We start from the raw sequence: 3,132 nt of genomic DNA, 5'->3' as shown, positions 1-3,132 counted from the left end.
AAAAGAGTAAACGATCTGCTGAAAGCAATACAACAACGTCCGGGCCAGTTAATATTCAATGGCAATGTTACGGCAATAAGCCAGTTTTCTACATATAATAATGCTAATGAAACTTACGGAACCGGTTCATTTGATATTTTCGCAACAACCTCTTTTGGAAAAGGAACCTTATTATTTATTGACATGGAAGCAATAGGCGGAGATGGCCCGGATGTTTTATATCCAACACTCTCCGGATTGAACGGAGATGCAGGTACTACGCAATCTCCTGATGGTATTGATCGACTTCATGTACTGGAAGTCTGGGGAGAGTTCACCGTCTTTAAAGAAATATTTACTATCACGGTCGGGAAAATTGATATTACCAATTATTTTGACAATAATGCTTCTGCTAATGATGAAACCATGCAATTCATCAGTGGTTCATTTATTAATAACTCATCGTTTGCTGTACCTTCCAATTCTCCCGGAATCCGTTTAAGAACAACACTTTTAAACCGATATCATCTTCAGTTTGGTTTATCGAGCCAGGATAATGCAGGGAGCAGGCTTTTTAACGATTTATACAGAATTGCAAGTCTTGGGTTTACATTTGCGCCCGGGTCAGGATTTGAGTCAAATATACGATTGTATGGTTATCAGGTGCCTGCCGCCAATAACGATTATGGTTTTGGTGTTAGCCTTGACAAAGTTTTTTTTAACAAATTCAATGTTTTCGGGCGATACGGTCTTAACTCCGATGCAGTGGCGGACTATTGGGGCGTTAAGTCTTCATGGAGTGCCGGGCTAAGGTTTGTAGAATTAATAAATAAACAACCTCTGGCAATAGGCTTTGCTTACGGTGAAAACTATTCAGCAATTAATAATGTAGAAAAGGAAAAAATCACAGAACTGTATGTTAGGCGCCAATTAAACAAATGGGTTCATATATCACCCCACTTTCAATACATTTGGAATAGAATGAGAACCAACGAAGATTTTGCTGTTATCGGAATACGTACGCATTTTAACTTTTAAAGATTAACATGTCAGGTTATAATGGTGTAATGATGCAGTACTTCCACTGGTTTAGCGTTCCTGATGGGAATTTGTGAAAAAAAAATGGTGAAAGCTTTGGATTTGGATTTTGAGACCAAAACAATCACTTCAGTTTCCCCGGCTGGCTAATATCCTGGTTCAGAAAAAATAAACGTGAAACTTGTGGTAAACAAACAAACCCAACGAATTTTGGGCGGACAAATTATTGGATTTAAAGGAGCAGCCAAGCGTATCGACACCATTGCGACAGCAATTACCGCAGGGTTTACCGCGCAACAATTGGTTGACCTTGATTTAGCTTACGCCCCGCCATTCTCAGGTGTTTGGGACCCGGTACAAATAGCTGCACGGAAAATTGTTTAATTGATTTTTAGATATGAATGATGTTGTTGCGGCATTGGTTACCAAAGGGTTCACTCTGCCGGCATCTGTTGTCGAGTTAAAAAATTAAGAATCATCAATTCCTTTGAACCTGAAAATTGAAAATGATGAAAAAGGAATAACTAAACCGTAAACTGTTTTTAAACCAAAAATTTTCTACATTTAATCCCTGAAAACCAAATAGCTGGTAAATTGTGTGAAAAACTAAAATCAGCTCTGCGATTTAGTTTTTAGTTCCGGTAAAAATTTTATTTTATGAACTAATGATTTTTTTCGTATTCAGGGAATATATGTACTTTTAGATGGTTGAAATATAAGTTACAATTATAAGACAACGTTATAAAGCATTGTAAAGATGGAACACATATTCAAAATATTCGAATCATTTATTGAACCAGCAGTTGTATTAATTATTTTAATAATCCTTCTAATTGTAAACTCGTGGATTTTTAAAAAAATTAAATCAACAACATCAAATGGTAATATTACGAAAGGAGCAATTGCTTTTTTTTTAATTCTTGCTGGTATATTAGTTTTCATTCTGGGCCTACCAATTGATAAATCCCTAAAAGGACAAATACTAGGCTTCCTCGGGATAATTATAAGTGCAGGGATTGCCTTAAGTTCAACTACGGTTTTAGGCAACCTTATCGCAGGTATTATGAACAATTCAATGAATCGCTTTAGAAATGGAGACCTGATTAAAATTGGAGAATTTCATGGCAAGGTGATTAGAAAAAGTATTTTTCATACGGAAATTCAACTGGAAGATAGCAATTTTATTACCATTCCTAATCTCTATATAGCTAATAACCCTGTTAAATTGACACGAAAAACAAATACCGTGATTTCCACTTCCGTTTCATTAGGATATGATATATCTCGCGAAAAAATTGAAGAAGCTTTAAGAGATGCAGCCAATGAAATCGGATTATCCGACCCTTATGTGTATATAACAAGTTTGGGGGATTTCTCAGTAGTTTACAAAATACATGGATTTTTAGAGGATAGTAACAAATATTTCAGTACTAGTTCACTGCTCAATGCTAAAGTCATGGATAAACTTCATGAAGAGAAAATAGAAATTGTTTCACCAACTTTTATGAACCAACGAAGAGTTGATGAAAAAGAATTCATCCCTAAACAAGTCATAAAGAAACCAGATTCAATTGATGAAAAATCACCAGAAGATTTAATATTTGATGAAGCAATCAAGTCAGAAAAGATAGAGACTAAAAAAGATTATCTTAAAGAGATTGATAAAAAGCAAAAAGATTTAAAAGACAAACTTAAGAATTTAAAAGATGATAAAAAGATTGAAAAGATAAAATCTATAATTAAGAAAAATGATGAAATGAAAAAGCGTATTGAGAATAATATTAAAGAACAAATTGAAAGGGATAAAGACTCTGCAAAATAAACAACGCTTTATAGTCGAGTAGCCCGCCCCACCAGCAAACGCCTTGAAACATCTGTACCCCATATTTGGGCAGCAGGCGATTGTGCCGAATCCTTTCACCTGGTTTCCAAAAAACAGGTTCACATTGCTCTGGGTACCGTTGCCAACAAGCATGGATTGGTTGCAGGAATCAATATCAGCGGCGGAAACGCTGAGTTCCCCGGTGTTTTGGGAACAGCCATTACAAAATTCAAAAAGCTGGAAATCTCACGCACTGGCCTGTCCGAAAAAGAAGCAAAAGAACTGGGAGTTGA

3 protein-coding genes are annotated in these 3,132 nt (G+C 35.8%); all 3 read left to right on the top strand.

Annotation, left to right across the window (positions count from 1 at the left end):
- The coding region (locus ACESMA_RS21425; RefSeq protein WP_372950927.1) for a carbohydrate porin at positions 1 to 1,017 on the top strand (1,017 nt) is incomplete at its 5' end.
- Between the two features lie 168 nt (positions 1,018 to 1,185).
- Positions 1,186 to 1,401, top strand: coding sequence for a hypothetical protein (locus ACESMA_RS21420; RefSeq protein ID WP_372950928.1), 216 nt, complete (start codon positions 1,186 to 1,188; stop codon positions 1,399 to 1,401).
- A gap of 373 nt (positions 1,402 to 1,774) precedes the next feature.
- The gene (locus tag ACESMA_RS21415) at positions 1,775 to 2,839 is read left to right on the top strand and encodes a mechanosensitive ion channel family protein (RefSeq protein WP_372950926.1); all 1,065 of its coding nucleotides are present in this window, start codon (positions 1,775 to 1,777) and stop codon (positions 2,837 to 2,839) included.
- Positions 2,840 to 3,132 lie beyond the last annotated feature (293 nt).

The organism is Mariniphaga sp., assembly GCF_041687215.1.
Taxonomy (GTDB): Bacteria; Bacteroidota; Bacteroidia; order Bacteroidales; family Prolixibacteraceae; genus Mariniphaga.
The sequence above is the reverse complement of the archived record's forward strand: the minus strand, read 5'-3'. Positions and strand labels throughout refer to the sequence as shown.

Coding starts and splice junctions, on each gene's coding strand:
- ACESMA_RS21415 (WP_372950926.1), top strand. CDS start 1,775: ATGGAACACATATTCAAAATATTCGAATCATTTATTGAACCAGCAGTT.